This is a genomic window from Flagellimonas hymeniacidonis (genome assembly GCF_008040165.1).
Lineage (GTDB): Bacteria > Bacteroidota > Bacteroidia > Flavobacteriales > Flavobacteriaceae > Flagellimonas > Flagellimonas hymeniacidonis.
Genome location: NZ_VRUR01000002.1, coordinates 1,417,851 through 1,434,740 on the forward strand (window position 1 = coordinate 1,417,851; position 16,890 = coordinate 1,434,740).

General features: G+C 38.1%; 15 protein-coding genes and 1 tRNA gene. 10 read left to right on the plus strand and 6 right to left on the minus strand.

Annotated features, from left to right (window positions below):
• Positions 1 to 4: 4 nt before the first annotated feature.
• Positions 5 to 883, plus strand: a complete 879-nt coding sequence (locus FVB32_RS15300; protein WP_147744700.1) for a polysaccharide deacetylase family protein — start codon at positions 5 to 7, stop codon at positions 881 to 883.
• Here FVB32_RS15300 and murA read toward each other — a convergent pair.
• From murA to FVB32_RS15315, 3 genes are all read right to left on the minus strand, one after another.
• Complete coding sequence (murA, locus tag FVB32_RS15305) at positions 880 to 2,187, minus strand: UDP-N-acetylglucosamine 1-carboxyvinyltransferase (protein ID WP_147744701.1); 1,308 nt, start codon at positions 2,185 to 2,187, stop codon at positions 880 to 882. The genes FVB32_RS15300 and murA overlap by 4 nt on opposite strands.
• Before the next feature lie 15 nt (positions 2,188 to 2,202).
• On the minus strand, positions 2,203 to 2,865 hold the full coding sequence (locus tag FVB32_RS15310; protein ID WP_147744702.1) for a DUF4290 domain-containing protein: 663 nt from the start codon (positions 2,863 to 2,865) through the stop codon (positions 2,203 to 2,205).
• An 84-nt stretch (positions 2,866 to 2,949) separates the two neighbouring features.
• On the minus strand, positions 2,950 to 3,237 hold the full coding sequence (locus FVB32_RS15315) for a DUF493 family protein (RefSeq protein ID WP_147744703.1): 288 nt from the start codon (positions 3,235 to 3,237) through the stop codon (positions 2,950 to 2,952).
• Between the two features lie 87 nt (positions 3,238 to 3,324).
• On the opposite strand from FVB32_RS15315, the gene FVB32_RS15320 reads away from it, so the two are divergent.
• From FVB32_RS15320 to FVB32_RS15340, 5 genes are all read left to right on the plus strand, one after another.
• Positions 3,325 to 3,888 carry an AAA family ATPase gene (locus FVB32_RS15320; RefSeq protein WP_147744704.1) on the plus strand — a complete coding sequence of 188 codons (564 nt, stop codon included), beginning with the start codon at positions 3,325 to 3,327 and terminating at the stop codon, positions 3,886 to 3,888.
• Positions 3,888 to 5,777, plus strand: a complete 1,890-nt coding sequence (locus FVB32_RS15325; protein WP_147744705.1) for a RecQ family ATP-dependent DNA helicase — start codon at positions 3,888 to 3,890, stop codon at positions 5,775 to 5,777. Before FVB32_RS15320 ends, FVB32_RS15325 begins: the two co-directional genes overlap by 1 nt.
• A complete protein-coding gene (gene fmt, locus FVB32_RS15330; protein WP_147744706.1) occupies positions 5,758 to 6,723 on the plus strand; it encodes a methionyl-tRNA formyltransferase in 966 nt (321 codons plus the stop codon). The genes FVB32_RS15325 and fmt overlap by 20 nt, the downstream gene beginning before the upstream one ends.
• Positions 6,724 to 6,900: 177 nt before the next feature.
• Positions 6,901 to 7,173 (plus strand): HU family DNA-binding protein, encoded by a 273-nt coding sequence (locus tag FVB32_RS15335; protein WP_073176939.1) that lies wholly within the window; start codon positions 6,901 to 6,903, stop codon positions 7,171 to 7,173.
• A gap of 125 nt (positions 7,174 to 7,298) precedes the next feature.
• Positions 7,299 to 7,859: a YqgE/AlgH family protein gene (locus FVB32_RS15340; protein ID WP_147744707.1), complete on the plus strand. Its 561-nt coding sequence runs from the start codon at positions 7,299 to 7,301 to the stop codon at positions 7,857 to 7,859.
• Position 7,860: 1 nt separating this feature from the next.
• On the opposite strand, the gene FVB32_RS15345 is transcribed toward FVB32_RS15340, so the two are convergent.
• Together FVB32_RS15345 and FVB32_RS15350 are read right to left on the minus strand one after the other, a co-directional pair.
• The gene (locus FVB32_RS15345) at positions 7,861 to 8,706 is read right to left on the minus strand and encodes an aminotransferase class IV (protein WP_147744708.1); all 846 of its coding nucleotides are present in this window, start codon (positions 8,704 to 8,706) and stop codon (positions 7,861 to 7,863) included.
• A gap of 54 nt (positions 8,707 to 8,760) precedes the next feature.
• Complete coding sequence (locus FVB32_RS15350; RefSeq protein ID WP_147744709.1) at positions 8,761 to 9,144, minus strand: START-like domain-containing protein; 384 nt, start codon at positions 9,142 to 9,144, stop codon at positions 8,761 to 8,763.
• A 135-nt stretch (positions 9,145 to 9,279) separates the two neighbouring features.
• Between FVB32_RS15350 and FVB32_RS15355 the strand changes: the two genes are divergently transcribed.
• The 3 genes from FVB32_RS15355 (at position 9,280) to FVB32_RS15365 (ending at position 13,332) form a co-directional block, all read left to right on the plus strand.
• Positions 9,280 to 9,353 (plus strand) — tRNA-Met (locus tag FVB32_RS15355).
• 443 nt (positions 9,354 to 9,796) lie between these two features.
• Positions 9,797 to 10,906, plus strand: a complete 1,110-nt coding sequence (locus FVB32_RS15360) for a DUF4249 domain-containing protein (RefSeq protein ID WP_187269595.1) — start codon at positions 9,797 to 9,799, stop codon at positions 10,904 to 10,906.
• A complete protein-coding gene (locus FVB32_RS15365; RefSeq protein ID WP_222707969.1) occupies positions 10,894 to 13,332 on the plus strand; it encodes a TonB-dependent receptor in 2,439 nt (812 codons plus the stop codon). Before FVB32_RS15360 ends, FVB32_RS15365 begins: the two co-directional genes overlap by 13 nt.
• Before the next feature lie 51 nt (positions 13,333 to 13,383).
• Here FVB32_RS15365 and acs read toward each other — a convergent pair whose 3' ends face one another.
• A complete protein-coding gene (acs, locus tag FVB32_RS15370; protein ID WP_147744711.1) occupies positions 13,384 to 15,291 on the minus strand; it encodes an acetate--CoA ligase in 1,908 nt (635 codons plus the stop codon).
• A gap of 173 nt (positions 15,292 to 15,464) precedes the next feature.
• Here acs and FVB32_RS15375 point away from each other — a divergent pair, with 173 nt between their 5' ends.
• Positions 15,465 to 16,883 (plus strand): amidohydrolase family protein, encoded by a 1,419-nt coding sequence (locus FVB32_RS15375; protein ID WP_147744712.1) that lies wholly within the window; start codon positions 15,465 to 15,467, stop codon positions 16,881 to 16,883.
• Positions 16,884 to 16,890: the final 7 nt, after the last annotated feature.

The following is a 16,890-nucleotide window of genomic DNA, read 5'->3' on the forward strand; positions in this document are numbered from 1 at the left end:
AATAATGAACTTGCCAAAAAAGCTGGGATTTTCTGAGGAAACAAAATTATTGATAATACATGCTGATGATGCTGGTTTATCACATTCGGAAAATATGGCCACTATCGATTCTCTTCAAAAAGGAATTGTAAACTCTTATAGTATAATGGTTCCCTGCCCTTGGTTTTACGAAATTGCAATATTTGCCAAGAACAATCCAAAATTTGATAATGGCGTGCATCTAACGCTTACTAGCGAATGGGAAACCTACAAATTTGGACCGGTCTTACCTGTATCGGAGGTTCCGACTTTAGTGGATGAAAATGGCTACTTCTATAAAAGCAGGGAAGAGCTTAGAAAATATGCCTCAGCCGAGGAAGTAAAGAAAGAGCTAACAGCTCAAATAGAAAAAGCTTTGAAATTTGGGTTAAAACCAACACATTTAGATTCCCATATGTACAGTGTGGCTACAAAACCTGAATTCTTCCAAATCTATAAAGATTTAGGAGAAAAATATGATTTACCTGTCTTGCTTAGTCGTCAATTAATGGAGATGGTAGGGCTAAATTCTAATCTAAATCTTGAAGAAAAGGATTTACAAATTAAAGAAATACATTTAGGTAGATTTGACCTATTCGAACAAGGAAAGCTACAAGATTATTATAAAAATTCTCTTGACAATTTAACCCCTGGACTAAATGTGATTTTAATTCATCCCGCTTTTGACAATTTTGAAATGAAAGGAATCTCGGTAAATCATCCAAATTTTGGTTCGGAATGGCGACAAATTGATTTTGATACTTTTACCAGTGACTATTGTAAATCTCAACTCAAAAAAAATAATATACAATTGGTCACATGGCGTGATATAAACAAGATAAGGCAAACAAACAGTTTACATTAAACTCTAACAATTTTTGCCCCTATTGCTCTTAAGCGCTCGTCAATATTCTCGTAACCCCGATCTATTTGCTCAATATTATTAATGGTAGATGTGCCTTTGGCAGATAATGCTGCAATAAGCAATGACACCCCTGCTCTAATATCCGGAGATACCATTGTAGTGGCCTTGAGAGTGGATTTAAAATCGTGCCCAATAACGGTAGCTCGGTGTGGATCACACAAAATAATCTTGGCCCCCATATCAATCAATTTATCTACGAAGAAAAGTCGGCTTTCAAACATTTTTTGATGAATGACCACTTCCCCTTTTGCCTGGATGGCCACAACCAACAAAATACTCAACAAATCGGGCGTTAAACCCGGCCAAGGAGCATCTGCAATGGTCAGAATAGATCCATCGATATAGTTCTGGACTTCGTAGCCATTTTCATGCTTTGGAATGTAAATGTCATCCCCTTTTCGTTCCAGCTGAATTCCTAATTTTTGAAAAGCATTGGGTATTTGTCCTAAATCATCCCAGCTCACATTTTTAATGGTCAGTTCACTCCGTGTCATTGCAGCCAAACCTACCCAACTCCCTATTTCAATCATATCGGGTAGCATGGTATGATCAGTTCCACCCAACGTATCAACACCTTCGATGATCAATAAATTAGAGCCTATTCCAGAAATCTTGGCTCCCATCCTATTCAACATTTTGCATAATTGCTGCAAATAGGGCTCACAAGCTGCGTTGTAAATAGTGGTGGTTCCTTCAGCTAAAACTGCAGCCATTACAATATTTGCCGTTCCGGTTACAGAAGCTTCATCCAAAAGCATATAGGTGCCTTTGAGCTTTTCTGCCTCTACACCATAAAAATATTCTTCTTTATTATATCTGAATTTTGCGCCCAACTTGATAAAGCCTTCAAAATGGGTATCCAAACGCCTTCTACCAATTTTATCTCCACCTGGTTTGGGGATATATCCCTTCCCAAATCTTGCCAAAAGTGGGCCTACCAACATAATGGACCCTCGAAGTCCACGACCATCTTGCTTAAATTGATCGGACTGCAGGTATTCTAGGTTGATGTCGTCTGCCTTAAATGTATATGATCCTTTACCTTTCTTTTGGATTTTCACGCCTAAATCTTCCAATAAGGCAATCAATTTATTGACATCAATGATGTCTGGAATATTATTGATTGTGATTTTTTCGGCTGAAAGCAATACTGCACAAAGAATTTGTAGCGCTTCGTTCTTTGCACCTTGAGGTGTAATTTCACCATGAAGTTGGTGGCCACCTTCTATTCGAAATGTTCCCATGTATTCCTTTGGAATTTAATATCTTTTTTTGCCCCGGTTATTTCGCTGTCCTTTTTTATGGCTATGATTGCTGCCACCATTCCTATTGGATTTGGCCAAACGGTTTTTAAGGAACTGTCCGCTATCGGTCAAGGTTTCTCCGTCTGGGGCAAGATCAATCTGTCCATCGCTTAATTCCTTTAAGTGTGCGAAAATTGCTGAATCCTCTACGGTATCCTTGTTCCAATTTAAATAACACTTTTTCATATGATTTGCAATCGCATATTCCAACCCAGACCGCATATCTCCTTTTTCCCATTTTATGGCAACATCTATCATTCTTTTGATATTGTTTCCGTAAAAGCGGTACTTAGGATGATTTTGAGGGTATTCCAACGGTTCAGGACGCTGGTGCAATACCTCTTTAGAGGTAATGGGAAAGGGAGAATCTACATCCAAATTAAAATCGGACATGATAAACAGCTGATCCCATAGTTTATGCTGAAAATCGGGGACGTCCCTAAGATGGGGCTGTAGATTGCCCATCACGCTAATAATGGATTTTGCAACCTTATTTCGTTCCTCCTTATCGGCAATGGAAACTGCATGATCTACCATTTTTTGAAAATGACGACCATATTCTGGAATGATGAGCTTAGTTCGCTCCGTATTATATTGTAAATTTTCTACTACGTTCAAATTAAAGTGTTTAATGAAATTAAAATATTGGGAAGTATATCCAATAACGTTTGCAAATTACTAAAATTATAGCAATCCTAAACGTTAAAGGGAAATTACACCCTCTACACTGGAAACTTCTTTATATTTGGCAATTACCTCATCCGGATTATTTAGGTGCACGGTAATGGAAACACTAGTGTACGTTCCCTTTTTAGATTTTTTAGATTCTATCACCGCACCGGGCATATTAAAAATGGTCGTTATCTGATCAATGCGTTTCTTATCCGTAGGTACAATAAACTTATACAGATAGTTAGATGGCCATTTGGTGTTTTCTAGCAACTGCTCTTTGAGCCGGGAATAAAACTCATCAGATTTCTCCTTCTCCATACCTAATTTTTTACAAATATATGGGTTACACAACAATTTTTTTTCCTTCCACCTATTTCATTACTTTGTGTTTATAAATATTTGTATTTGAATACGAACAAAGTAGTCATTACCGGTGCACCTGGAACAGGAAAGACATCAATAATCAATGGATTGGAGAATGAAGGATTTCATTGTTTTCATGAAATTATACGAGATATGACCTCCAAGGCCAAAAAGGAAGGGGCTTCAGATAATTTTGTGTCCAATCCCTTGGTTTTTGTTGATGATGCACTACAGTTCAACAAAGATTTACTTTCTAGAAGGACTCTGCATTTTAAAAAAGCCATGGATATGGATGTTCCTGTTAGTTTTTTTGATAGGGGAATTCCTGACGTGCTTGCCTATATGGATTTCTTTGAACAAGAATATGATAATGAATTTATAGTTCCCTGCAAAGAAAATCGGTACGATGCAATCTTCATTGCCCCACCTTGGAAGGAAATTTATATTTCTGATAATGAACGGCTGGAAACCTTTGAAGAAGCAGAGAAAATACATGATGCCCTCATCAACACCTACATTAGATTCGGATACAATCCTATTCTAGTGCCAAAAAATACGGTTTCAGAGCGAATTGCTTTCGTTTTGGCAACCCTTAATCAAGCTTAGTGCAAAAACAAACCAAAGCAATCTTAAAAGAATACTGGGGCCATAGTGGTTTTAGAGGCTCCCAAGAGCAAATAATTAATGCCGTCATCTCAAAAAAAGATGTCTTGGCATTAATGCCTACTGGTGGTGGAAAATCCATTTGCTATCAAGTCCCAGCATTGGCACAAGAAGGCATTTGCATTGTAGTTTCACCTTTGGTTGCATTGATTCAAGATCAGGTAAATCAATTAAAAAATAAGGGGATTAAGGCTATTGCCTTAACAGGTGGTATCCCTTTTGAAGAGTTGAATGACCTTTTAGACAACTGCCTTTATGGTAATTACAAATTTCTCTACCTATCCCCTGAACGACTGCAACAGACCATTGTTCAAGAAAGGCTTAGAGAAATGAACATAAACCTCGTCGCTATCGATGAGGCGCATTGTATCTCGCAATGGGGTAACGATTTTAGACCTGCTTATCTGGACTGTAGTATATTAAAGGAATTTGCTCCAAATGCACCTATGATTGCCCTTACGGCAACGGCAACCCCTAAAGTTGTTAATGATATTGTAGAAAACCTAAAACTTGACCAAGTCCAAGTTTTCAAAGATTCCTTTTCCCGCTCAAACATCTTATTTAAGGTGAAACAAACAGAGGATAAACTCTACCAACTAAAAAAATACATCGGTTTAGTTCCAGGCAGTTCCATTGTTTATGTGCGCTCAAGAAAAATGACGCTTGCCCTTTCCGAATTCTTAAATAAAAATGGTTTTAAAGCCACCTATTTTCATGGAGGCATTTCCAAAGTGGAGAAGCAAGATAAATTAGCACTCTGGTTAAATGGAAATGTTACAACCATAGTGGCTACCAATGCCTTTGGAATGGGTGTTGACAAACCAGATGTAAGGTTGGTAGTCCACTATCAAATTCCTGATAGCATTGAAAGCTATTTTCAGGAAGCCGGAAGAGCCGGGAGAGATGGAAAGCAATCTACAGCAATTCTGCTTGCCACTGCAGAAGATGAACACTTGGCAAGGCAACAATTTTTATCTGCACTTCCAGACGTTGCTTTTGTGAAGCATTTGTATGTACAGCTAAACAATTATTTTCAAGTTTCATATGGTGAATCTGTGCAGGAAACGCTCTCTTTAAAATTCGATAAATTTTGCAGACGATATAACTTTGCGCCCAACATGGCCTACAATGCATTGCGAGTTTTAGATCAGAACTCTGTATTGTCTCTCTCCGAAAATTATAATGAAAAGACCTCCTTGCACTTTGTAGCATCAAAAAGCGGCATTTTTGAATACTTAAATACACATCGCAAGAGTGCCCCTATTATTCAAACTATTTTAAGGACTTATGGAGGGATTACGGATTATGAAACAAAAATAAACCTGAATCTTCTATCGAAAAAAATAGGCAAAACAGAGAAGGAAATCAAAAAAATTCTGAAACAATTGCATGATGACGGTATTGCAACCTACAAAAGTAGTTCCAGTGATTTAGAAATCACCTTTTTGGTTCCAAGGGAAGATGATCGCACCATCAACCGCTTCTCCCATAAAATAAAGGATTTTAATGCGGTCAAAGAGAACAATATGTCTTCTATGCTTGATTACGTTAAGAACACCTCAGAATGTCGTAGTGTTTTCCTATTGAATTATTTTGGGGAAAAGACTCCAGAAAAATGCGGTACTTGCGATATTTGCACAAAAAAGGATGCCTCGACCCCAACCGATTTAAAAAATAATATAGTTGCCCTTTTAAAAATTCGTTCACAAACATCTAGGCAATTGGAAGTATCAAGTGGTATAGAAGAAAAAGTGTTATTGGAAAACCTACAAGAACTTCTGGAAGATGAAGTGATTATTTTGAATCTAAGGAATGAGTATAAAATCAAGTAAAAATTCATTAGGCATTGTCTTTATGGGCACCCCAGACTTTGCAGTGGGTAGCCTGAAGGCTATTTTAGAAGCAGGTTATAATGTAGTTGGGGTAATAACCGCGCCTGACAGGCCAGCTGGAAGAGGTCGAAAACTTAAGGAGTCTGCTGTTAAACTGTTTGCCAAAGAACAACAATTAAAGGTATTACAACCTACAAACCTAAAGGATGAGGTTTTTTTGCAGGACTTAAAACGTTTGGATGCTAATTTATTTGTTGTGGTAGCTTTCCGAATGTTGCCTAAAGTGGTTTGGCAAATGCCAGAATACGGTACTTTTAACTTACATGCTTCCCTCCTTCCCCAATATCGTGGTGCGGCGCCTATAAATTGGGCCCTAATTAATGGAGAAACCGAAACGGGGGTAACGACTTTCTTTATTGACGATAAAATTGATACGGGTAACATTATTCTTCAGGAAAAGGAAGAAATACTTGAGGACGATAATATGGGCAGCTTACATAATCGTCTAATGGAGCTTGGAGCTAATTTAGTGGTAGAAACATGTAATCAAATTGCCAACAAGACTGTTAGTACAACTGAACAAAAACATTTTAACGATTTAAAGCCTGCACACAAAATTCATAAAGAAACTTGTAGAATAGATTGGAATACGCCTTTGAACACGATACACAATCATATTAGGGGATTAAGTCCGTACCCAACAGCTTGGACCATGCTAGTGAATAATAACAAGGAAGAGGCCCTAAAAATTTATAGAAGTAGCATGGAAAAGGGAGATCATAAACATCCTTTTGGTAAATTATTCGTGGATAAACGTACATTAAAAGTTGCTGTTAAGGGTGGCTATCTTCAACTTTTAGAAATTCAATTATCGGGAAAACGAAAAATGGAAGTGACTGAGGCTCTGAATGGTTTAAATCTTGACAAAACTGCATATCTTCGCTAAGCCCTTACTACCACTAGGCTAGCAAAAGAGGGGCTTTTTTAGTCGACTTTATCAACAAACGTTTCAAGTTATCAACAAAAAGCCCTATTTCCCTTGGTTTTACTTGCGTTAAACGCAAATCCATATAAATTTGTTTAGCATTAAAATTATTTTAACAACAATTAATTTAATTCCATTATGAACAAAACAGAATTAATCGATGCTATGGCAGCTGATGCTGGCATCACTAAGGCAGCAGCCAAAAAAGCATTGGAATCTTTCCTAGGAAATGTAGAGGGATCTCTTAAAAAAGGAAACAGGGTTTCTTTGGTAGGTTTTGGATCTTGGTCAGTATCCAGAAGAAATGCAAGAGAAGGTAGAAATCCACAAACTGGACAAACTATCAAAATTGCAGCTAAGAACGTTGTAAAGTTCAAAGCAGGAGCAGAATTGAGCGGTTCAGTAAACTAATCAGTTACGTTTTAAGATATACAGAAGCGCTTCCCTTAAAGGAAGCGCTTTTTTATTTTATGACAATCGCTGTTTTTTGTAATTATCATATATTATATTACATTTAGAAATAAGAACCTCGCACTATGGTAGGTCATGAGCCTAAAAAAGGAAAGCTACTCGTTGCGGAACCCACATTAACAGGTGATGTTTCCTTCAACAGATCGGTGGTGTTGCTTGCAGAGCATAACCATGAGGGATCTGTTGGGTTTATTTTGAACAAGCCGCTGGACTATAACATATGCGATCTTATCACTGAAATCACAATCCCCTTTAAAGTGTTTAATGGTGGCCCAGTAGAGCAGGACAATCTATATTTTATTCATAAGGTTCCACACCTTATTGATGATAGTATTGAAATTTCTGACGGGATTTTTTGGGGTGGTAATTTTGAAAAAACCGTTGAGCTCATTAATAACGAAACCATTACGGAGCAGGATATCCGTTTCTTTTTAGGGTATTCAGGCTGGGATTCCAGTCAGTTGGATCAAGAGCTTTCATCCAAATCCTGGGTGGTGGTACAGAATGAATATGAAAGTAGCATTCTTGAAAAATCTTCCAATGCCTTTTGGAAAGAAAAAATGGTAGAATTGGGCGGAGATTATTTGCTATGGTCTAACTCTCCTGAAAATCCTTCTCTTAATTAAGTTAACCCAATCGCGCTTTTGCATTCAGTTTTCCGAGTAGGCTCCTACTAACGATGTTATCGTACATTTTTTTTCTGTATTTGCTGATAGGTTGAATCCCCGTAATACTATTGGTAATAAAGAGCTCATCCGCTTTTTGAAGCTCAAAAGGTGATATCGATTCTTCTATTACTTCCAAATCGGTTATGGAGTCAATAATTTCTATTAGTTTCTTTCTGATGATGCCATCCAAACATCCATCATCTAAAGATGGTGTTTTAACCAAACCATCCTTCACCAAAAAAAGATTTCCATTTATAACCTCCACAACTTGTTTGTCAGTGTTAATAAGAAGGCAATTGTCATAGCCATTTTCCTTTGCATAAACACTAGCAACTACATTAAGTATTTTATTGGACGTTTTAAGGTTGGATAACATATCCTTGTTTACAAAATAATCTTTGAACAGTTCTACTTCATAATCTCCATCATTGATTATATAATATGGAGATTCCAATGGGCTTACATCAATAACATATGAAACTTCGTTCGTAACAGGGTTGTACATCCCTCCATCATTTCTAAAAATGGTCAGTCTAACCCTAACAGCTTTATCTTCAAGGTTGTTTTTAGAAACAGTTCTCTTAATTTCTTCTTCCAAAAATTCCAAAGTAAACTCCATTGGAATTTCCATTCTTAAAATACGCATGGATGCCATTAATCTAAAATAATGGTCTTCCCAAAAAAAGATGGTTCCGTTTACAAACCGTGCTGTTTCAAAAAGAGCGTCACCATACTTTAATCCCCTGTTGTTGGGCCCAAGAATTGACTCGCCTTTTGAATAAAGTTTACCATTAAAATTGACCATAAAAAAAGCCTTGAAAAAATCAAGGCCAAATATACGTTTTAGTTCAGAATCCTTCTATTTAGAACCCAGTACTTGTTTTAAATCCGATACTTGATTTTCCCAAAGCATTTTTGCTTCATCCACCTCGCCATCATCTGCAAAATCCGTAATGAACAAAGAGACATCTTTGGTAATCTCATCTACAATGATGCGCATTTCAAAATAACTATCATCATCATTTTCCTCCCAGGAAAATTTTACAAATTCGTCACTCTTTTTTTTCAACATTTTGGCATTTTCCTCAGCACCATCCCAAATAAAGGTGAACATTTCACTACGGGAATTAACGTTGTCCGCATACCATTCAGACAAACCAGAAGGAGTGGATATGTATTGGTAAAGCAACTGTGGAGAGGCTTGAATAACAAACTCTATTTCAAATTTAATCATATCACTCATTATAATGCTCGGTTTTTTCTTTCGACAATTGATATAGGTGGGAAGATATAAAAATAAATATCAAATAATAAATTAATTTGGATTTTGATTGAGCAAAAATTAAACTTTATATTTGCACCCGTTTAACCGCACCATGGCGAGGTAGCTCAGGTGGTTAGAGCGCAGGATTCATAACCCTGAGGTCGGGGGTTCAAGTCCCCCTCTCGCTACAAATAAACCCTTGAAAATCAAGGGCTTATTTTATTAATTTCTAAATCCCTAATCTCACATATAAAAGTGCCATTTTGTGTTTTTTTAGACATTATTTTCTTTAGAAATCATTGAGATAGTTCCTTCTATTTAAAGGATTTACCACTGACTATGGTTTCATTTTAAAATAGCGTAATTTCATAGCACAGGGCATTAATCCTTACAGCTCTGCTGATCATAATACTCTCAACTATAGATTCTTTGTATTGCATTAGAAAAGAGGACGTGAAAACTTTATCTTCTCAACATATGCACTTAATCATTTATCCATGCCGTCCACTAGAATCAATTTTTTGTCGACCTTTATAAGTGCAGAAAAGAAACCAATATGCCCAAGTTTATTAAAAAAAAATGCTTTTGCTATTGGAGAGGGTTGTTATGTTATAGTCTTATAATTTTCCATATGGGGTGTGTTGACCCTGTAGAACCCATTTTCGAAAACGAAGAAGGGTTGATTTATGTAGATGCTTTTTTGTCAACAACCTTGGGTTCTTCTTTTGTTACCGTATCGGAATCGGTCTTGGATTTTGACAGGCTGAGATTTAATTTTTTAAACGATGCCGAAGTCAAATATCGGAATGTAGAAACCAATTTAGAAGTTTCCCTAATATCCCAAGAAAACACCTATGTTCCACCATCTGATTTTGCTGCTGAGGAAGGAAGCGTCTGGGAGCTTTCCATTTTTCTGCCAGATGGCACGGAGTATCGGTCTTCACCTGAACGGATTTCGGAGCCCGTTGCTATTGCAGATATCCGCGCTACCTATAACCCCGAACTGATCTTTAGGGACAGTAAAGATGAGTTTCTTCCAGGCCATTTTATATCCATAGACTTGGAAGACCCTGCGGATAAGGACAATTATTACTTCTGGCGCTTTACTTCGTTTGAAAGTCTAATGATCTGTAAAAGCTGCACGAATGGCATTTTAAGAAACGGGGAGTGTCAAGAAAATGCTGTATTTGGTCTGGATTACACCGCTGATTATTTGTGCGAGCAGGATTGTTGGCAAAAACGATATAATGAAAACATCAAGATTTTTTCGGATGAATTCACCAATGGTCTTCAAATCACTGCACTGCCCGTAGCAGATGTGCTGCTATATTCAAAAGAGAATATTGTAGTAGAACTACAACAGTTTTCCCTATCCCCTGAGGCTTATGAGTATTATAAGGTGCTCAAAGATATTGTGGACAACAATGGCGGACTTAACGCTCCACCTCCGGCCGCTCTAGTGGGTAATATGTTCAATGCCCAAGATGACAATGAATTTGTGTTAGGGCGATTCACGGCTGCTGCCACTACCACGATATCTATTTTTATTGATAGGGAAGATATCGAAGAACCTCCTATAGAAGTTACTAGACCTCTTGAATTGGAATCTTGTTTTATATTATGCGATCCTGCGCAATGTACCGGTGAGGCGCCGCCCTGTTCCGTTCCAATAGTAACCAGCACGAGTTGTTCCGAAACCCGATTTATGACAGCTATTGAACCAGATGCATGGGAAGAATAAAACTCCATATGAAAACAGTTACCTGTATATGTGTTTTTCTTTTTGCCACGTTCAGTGGCACCTTAATCGCACAAACACCTCAGTACAGACTGTCGTTTGAAATTACGGATGAAAATGGTGCGGGTATCGAAAATGCCCAAATTTCCATTACTCCTTGTTCTTGTGGAGGGATTACTGATAGCAGTGGATTTTTAACCCTAGAACTTCCTCGGGATACCTATACCATAGTGGTAAGCAATATTGGGTATAAAGAGTATGCACAACAGATTATATTGAATCGTGAAGTTCTTTTGCAAATACGTTTGTCCGAGCAAGAACAGCAACTTTCAGAAGTAGTGGTCAAAGCCAAAAAGGTCAATGATAATATAGAATCGCCCCAAATGGGTGTAGTACAATTAAAAGCGCCAGAATTAAAAAAGCTGCCCATGGCTTTAGGGGAATTTGATGTACTCAAAAGCATGACGTTGGTTGCCGGGGTAAATAATGCTGGTGATGTAAGTAATGGACTTTCCGTTAGAGGAGGGTCTTTGGACCAAAATCTTTTGTTGTATGAGTATGCCCCTATTTTTAATCCTACACATTTGTTTGGCCTTATTTCGGTTTTCACACCTGATGCTGTGTCATCAGTAGACTTATATAGAGCTAATATTCCGTCCCGCTATGGGGGTCGTGTTGCTTCGGTTTTGGATATCAAAGTGAAAAATCCGTATGTTGATAAATTCAAGTTAGAGGGTGGTTTGGGATTATTATCCAGTAGATTGTCCGTTGAGACACCTTTAATAAAAGATAAATTGATGCTCCAAGCCGGGGTTCGAGGAGGTTTTACCGATTTTTTACTCCCACTTTTTTCCGAGCGTTTAAAAAATACGAAAGCTAGATTTACAGATGGAACTATAAAATTGGTTTACCTACCTACGGAAAATGACCAAATATTCTTTACGGGTTTCTATAGCAAGGATTTTTATCAATTAGATCTTATTTCCCAAATAGAAAATGTAAGCGCGGAAAGTAATCAATATGATTTTAGCACCTTGAACGGCACCTTAAAATGGACACATTCTTTTACTGATAATGCTACAATTAAAACGATATTGGTGGGTAGCGACTACACTCCAAAAATTATATTTCCAGAAATTGAAGGTGATAATGAAATTGAGTTCGAATCTGCAATCAACTATCTGAGTTTTATTTCTGAGTTTTCGAAGAAAGTGGATACTGAGTTGGATTATTATATTGGGGTGCAAGCAAATCAATACAAAATCTCCCCAGGGAGTTTAAACCCTGGTACGGCAATAGATATTTCCGCAGTAAGCCTGAATAAAGAAACAAGCTACGAACTGTCTGGGTATGCCAATTTTAATTGGAAGCCGACCAACGCCTTTTCGCTTTCTGGTGGTTTAAGATATAACCATTTTACGCTCTTAGGCCCGTATACCCTTGCCACCTTTGACGAGATGGATGGCTCCATTACCAATACAGAAGTTTTCGAGAAAGGAAAAGTTGTCCAAAGCTATACTGGTTTGGAACCACGGATGGGAATTTCTTTTTCTTTGGATAAAAATACCTCTTTAAAGGCAAGCTATGCCAGAGTAAACCAGTACCTTCAAAACATCTACAACAGCACTACACCATTACCTACCTCAAGGTGGAAGGTTGCTGATCCCAATATAAAACCTCAAATTGGGGATACCTATGGATTTGGCGTCTATCAAAATTTTAATAATAATGCTATTGAAATGAGCCTCGAAGGATATTATAGGGATACAAGAAATGTCCTCACCTATAAACCGGGCGCCGATTTTTTTCTTGAGGAGTTCGTGGAACAGGATATTGTTCAAGGTGAAGGACAAGCGTATGGTATTGAGCTTGGTTTTAGAAAACCCAGAGGAAGTGTAAACGGATGGTTTAACTATACTTGGTCAAGAAGTTTATTAAGATCTGTAAACGAACGTTTGGCAGATAGGATCAACAACAATAATTGGTTTGCATCTGACTATGATAGACCTCATGTCTTTAATGGTACCATCAATTTTGAAAATGATAGGTACAATACTGTAAGCTTTAATTTTACAGCGCAAACGGGAAGACCTTTTACCGCACCCAATGCCACAGTCGATGTAGATGGTATAGCCGCACCAATTTTCTTGGAAAGAAACAATGCACGGCTTCCCCTATATCATCGATTGGATTTTTCATGGAATGTTCATTTTAGCAAGAGTAAGAGAAATAAACGATGGGAAAACGATTGGACATTTACCATTTATAATGTTTATGGAAGAAAAAATCCGATAAATACGTTCTACTCGCAACGTGTGGATTTTTCTGAAAATGCAGAGATTTTTAAAGGTAGCCCTTTAGGGGCTTATGAAATAACATTGCTAAACAGCCCATTGGTTTCATTGACCTACAATTTTAAATTTCAATAGGAAGGAACATCCCTTTTACGAGAAGTAATATTTCAACCAAACCTGTAAACGCTATAGACTCTCCGACATTATTTTCTCCACCACTTCTGGATTCAATAATGTTGAAATATCACCTAGATTGTCGGTGTCATTAGAAGCAATTTTTCTGAGAATACGACGCATAATCTTTCCGCTTCGGGTTTTGGGAAGTCCGGGTACAAATTGAATTTTGTCCAGTTTGGCAATGGGGCCAATATGCTCCGTAATCACCTGATTGATTTCCTTTTTTAAATTATCACGATCCCTGGATTCCCCTGTTGCCTTAAGAATAACATAGCCGTAGAGTGCATTTCCTTTAATATCATGTGGGAAACCTACAATGGCAGATTCTGCAACAGCCGGATGTTCATTAATAGCATCTTCAATAGGAGCAGTGCCCAGATTATGACCAGAAACAATAATCACATCATCTACCCTACCGGTGATTCTATAATACCCTACCTCATCGCGTAGTGCGCCATCGCCAGTGAAATATTTACCCTCAAAAGCCGAAAAATAAGTGTCTTTATAGCGTTGATGATCACCCCAAATGGATCGTGCTATAGATGGCCATGGGAATTTCACACACAAACGACCATCAACCTGATTTCCTGTAATTTCTACTCCATTTTCATCCATCAACGCGGGCTGAATACCCGGCATGGGCAAGGTGGCATAAGTGGGTTTGGTGGGTGTGGAAAAGGGAATGGGAGAGATTAAAATCCCACCCGTTTCGGTTTGCCACCACGTATCTACAATGGGGCATTTCTTCTCCCCTACATGATCATTGTACCAATGCCATGCTTCCTCATTAATGGGTTCTCCTACTGTACCCAATACTTTTAAACTTGAAAGATCGTGATTGGTTACAAAATCCAAATTCTCTTTAGCCAGTGCCCTAATAGCAGTAGGGGCAGTATAGAATTGTGTTACTTTATGTTTCTGAACAATATCCCAAAAGCGTCCAAAATCTGGATAAGAAGGAACACCTTCAAACATTATTGTGGTGGCTCCATTAGCTAACGGGCCATATACAATATAGGAATGGCCGGTAATCCAGCCAATATCAGCGGTACACCAATACACATCATCTTCACGATATTGAAATACATTTTTGAAAGTATAGGCTGTGTAGACCATATACCCCGCCGTGGTATGCATCATCCCTTTTGGGCGTCCGGTTGACCCGGAAGTATATAAAATAAACAATGGATCTTCCGCATCCATAATTTCAGGGGTGAAATCTGAGTACGCCTTATCCAATAGAGGTTGTAACCACTTATCTCTGCCCTTTTCCATATGAATATCGGAACCAGTACGTTTAGCCACCAAAACAGTTTTTACATCAGGGCACTGGGTCAAAGCTTCATCCACAATGCCTTTTAAATCGATTGTTTTACTCCCCCTAAAAGATCCATCCGAAGTCAATACCATTTTAGCTTCGCAATCAACAATACGTGTTGCCAATGCGGTGGAAGAAAATCCTGCAAAAACCACAGAATGAATAGCTCCGATTCGGGCACAGGCCAAAACGGAAATTGCCAATTCTGGAATCATGGGAAGATAAATGACCACCCTATCCCCTTTTTGAATGCCATTGTCCTTAAGTACATTGGCAAACTTGCAAACACGCTCATGTAACGCTCTATATGTGATATGTTGCGCTTCTTCTTTTGGGTCGTTGGGTTCAAAGAGAATTGCCGTCTTGTCTCCCCGGATATGCAAATGCCTATCAATACAATTTTCCGTGATATTGAGCTTTGCTCCATCAAACCATTTAATTTCTGGCTTGGAGAAATCCCAGTCCAATACCGAATTCCACTTTTTGCGCCAAACAAAATGTTCCTCTGCAATTTCTTCCCAAAACCCTTCTGGGTTTCGAACCGATTTTCTATATACTTGAAAATATTCTTCTAAGTGTTTAATATGGTAATTGCTCATAGGTGGTGCTCCAAATTTTTTGAACTTTAAAAATAACAAAAAAGTAAGAGCAGTTATCGTATTGTAGAATTTATCGACGGAAGGAGAACACATGGCATTAATCCACTAAATACCATCGACCAATGACCCAAGAAAGATAAATATGTACATTGTACTCATCTAAAAAAGTAATCATGCGTAACCTTATTTTTTTTGTTGCCCTATTCTTATTTCATGTTTATGTAACTGGGCAAACCAAATTATCCAACGAAACAAAGGCATATGTTTCATATGAAAAGGGTACTTATTTGCTCCAAAACCTTACCCTTATTGATGGCAATGGAACTGCCGCCAAGACCAACCAAGATATTCTTATTGTAAACGATAAAATAGAAAAGGTAGGCGCGGATTTGATTGCACCGGAAAATGCTACCGTAATCAATATGATGGGAAAAAGCGCCATTCCGGGCCTAGTGATGCTTCATGAGCATCTCTTTTACCCTAAATCCACACCAGAGCACATTTATGGAGTGGATCAAATGAGCTATTCCTTTCCAAAATTGTATCTCGCTGCTGGGGTTACTACCATGCGTACCGCAGGGAGCATTATGCCTCAATCTGATGTGAACATTAAAAAAGCCATTCAAAACGGAAATACTCCAGGACCAAATATGGATGTGACAAGTCCCCATTTAGATCGAGAAGGTTTGGGAATTTACGAATTGGGTGCTTTTAACTCAACGGAACAGTTTGTAAATGCCATCAATTTCTATGCTGATATGGGAGTGACATCAATTAAAGTATACAATTTTATTACCAGAAATGACCTTAAAGCCATTGTAAAGGCTGCCCATGCCAGAAACATGAAAGTTACCGGACATTTGTGTTCCATTACCTACCGTGAAGCAGCAGATATCGGAATTGATAACCTTGAACATGGATTTTTTGCAAGTAGTGATTTTATAGAAAATAAAACGGATGGTGAATGTCAACCGTTTGAAATGCACAAGTCCATGTTAAATCTGCCCATTGATTCAGAAAAAGTAACTGACCTTATTGCCCATTTGGTAAAGAAAAATGTGGCACTCACCTCAACTATCAATGTTTTTGAACCCTACACCAATAGAGAAGTTGTTCCTGGCGGAGGTATAGATGCCCTATTTACCAATTCAAAAGATAAAGTATATAAAAGATGGGCCAGCAAGCAAGGTAAAGATTCTTTGGACTATGTGCTCTTTAACAAATCGAAGGTGTGGGAAAAAATGTTTTTTGATGCAGGTGGTTTGCTGGTTGCAGGAACTGACCCCACCTATGATGGTAGAATAGTCGCTGGATATGCCAATATGAGATTATTGGAACTCTTTGTGGAAATGGGTTTCACTATTCCCGAAGCAATTCAGATAGCTTCGTTTAATGGAGCTAAATATTTAGAACAGGAGGCTTCCATAGGAACCATTGAGCCTTCTAAAACTGCCGATTTGGTGATTATTGATGGGGATATCAGCAAAGATATTTCCGCGATACGGTCTATAGAAACCGTCTTTAAAAATGGCATTGGTTATGATTCTAAAAAACTGTTCGCTGCTGCAAAGGGATTAGTGGGTATTCGATAACAAGATT

What these genes read in the sequence shown, in the direction of transcription:
- FVB32_RS15335 (WP_073176939.1), top strand. Translation starts at nt 6,901, where the DNA reads ATGAACAAAACAGAATTAATCGATGCTATGGCAGCTGATGCTGGCATC.
- FVB32_RS15315 (WP_147744703.1), bottom strand. Translation starts at nt 3,237, where the DNA reads ATGGAGAAGGAGAAATCTGATGAGTTTTATTCCCGGCTCAAAGAGCAG.
- FVB32_RS15345 (WP_147744708.1), bottom strand. Translation starts at nt 8,706, where the DNA reads ATGGTCAATTTTAATGGTAAACTTTATTCAAAAGGCGAGTCAATTCTT.
- FVB32_RS15375 (WP_147744712.1), top strand. Translation starts at nt 15,465, where the DNA reads ATGCGTAACCTTATTTTTTTTGTTGCCCTATTCTTATTTCATGTTTAT.
- FVB32_RS15365 (WP_222707969.1), top strand. Translation starts at nt 10,894, where the DNA reads ATGGGAAGAATAAAACTCCATATGAAAACAGTTACCTGTATATGTGTT.
- FVB32_RS15300 (WP_147744700.1), top strand. Translation starts at nt 5, where the DNA reads ATGAACTTGCCAAAAAAGCTGGGATTTTCTGAGGAAACAAAATTATTG.
- FVB32_RS15340 (WP_147744707.1), top strand. Translation starts at nt 7,299, where the DNA reads ATGGTAGGTCATGAGCCTAAAAAAGGAAAGCTACTCGTTGCGGAACCC.
- murA (WP_147744701.1), bottom strand. Translation starts at nt 2,187, where the DNA reads ATGGGAACATTTCGAATAGAAGGTGGCCACCAACTTCATGGTGAAATT.
- FVB32_RS15360 (WP_187269595.1), top strand. Translation starts at nt 9,797, where the DNA reads ATGGGGTGTGTTGACCCTGTAGAACCCATTTTCGAAAACGAAGAAGGG.
- acs (WP_147744711.1), bottom strand. Translation starts at nt 15,291, where the DNA reads ATGAGCAATTACCATATTAAACACTTAGAAGAATATTTTCAAGTATAT.
- fmt (WP_147744706.1), top strand. Translation starts at nt 5,758, where the DNA reads ATGAGTATAAAATCAAGTAAAAATTCATTAGGCATTGTCTTTATGGGC.
- FVB32_RS15350 (WP_147744709.1), bottom strand. Translation starts at nt 9,144, where the DNA reads ATGAGTGATATGATTAAATTTGAAATAGAGTTTGTTATTCAAGCCTCT.